This window comes from Acinetobacter pittii, from assembly GCF_022449185.1.
Lineage (GTDB): Bacteria > Pseudomonadota > Gammaproteobacteria > Pseudomonadales > Moraxellaceae > Acinetobacter > Acinetobacter pittii_I.
Genome location: NZ_JAKUKO010000023.1, coordinates 1 through 515 on the forward strand (window position 1 = coordinate 1; position 515 = coordinate 515).

Annotated in this window: 1 protein-coding gene; it reads right to left on the reverse strand. The window is 53.6% G+C overall.

Annotated elements, in window-relative coordinates; translation table 11 throughout:
• A partial coding sequence (locus MKX14_RS18225) for an Ig-like domain-containing protein (protein ID WP_240283152.1) occupies nucleotides 1-515 on the reverse strand: 515 nt, incomplete at both ends.

A 515-nucleotide genomic window follows, 5' to 3' on the forward strand; every position in this document is an offset into this window, starting at 1 on the left:
GGTGCATTTGGTGCGGTGGTATCAATGGTCACCACTGCGGTATCGGTACCTGCATTGCCTGCAGGGTCTGTTGCCGTCACGGTAATGGTGTGTGGACCATCAGTTAACGCAGGAAGTGTATTGTCTGCAAGCGTCCAGGTGCCGTCACCATTGTTCACTGCCGGATAGTCAACACCATCCACATTCACAACCACAGTGGCTGTCGGATCGTTCACTGTACCAGTAAGTGCTGGTGTGCTGTCATTGGTCAACACATCATCAAGTAGAACCACCGGCGGTGTGATGTCTGCAGAGACTGTGCCTGTACCTGGCAATGAAGTATTGCCTGCAGGGTCAGTTGCTGTTGCAGTTACTGTATCGCCATCCACCAGGTTACCCGGGTTTGGTACTGACCATGTTCCGTCTGTGCCTGCCACAACTGTTGCAGTCGTACCGTCAGGGAAGCTCACAGTCACGGTTGAGCCCGCTTCTGCTGTACCGCTCACCGGGTCAGTTGCATTGATTGGATCAAGTAC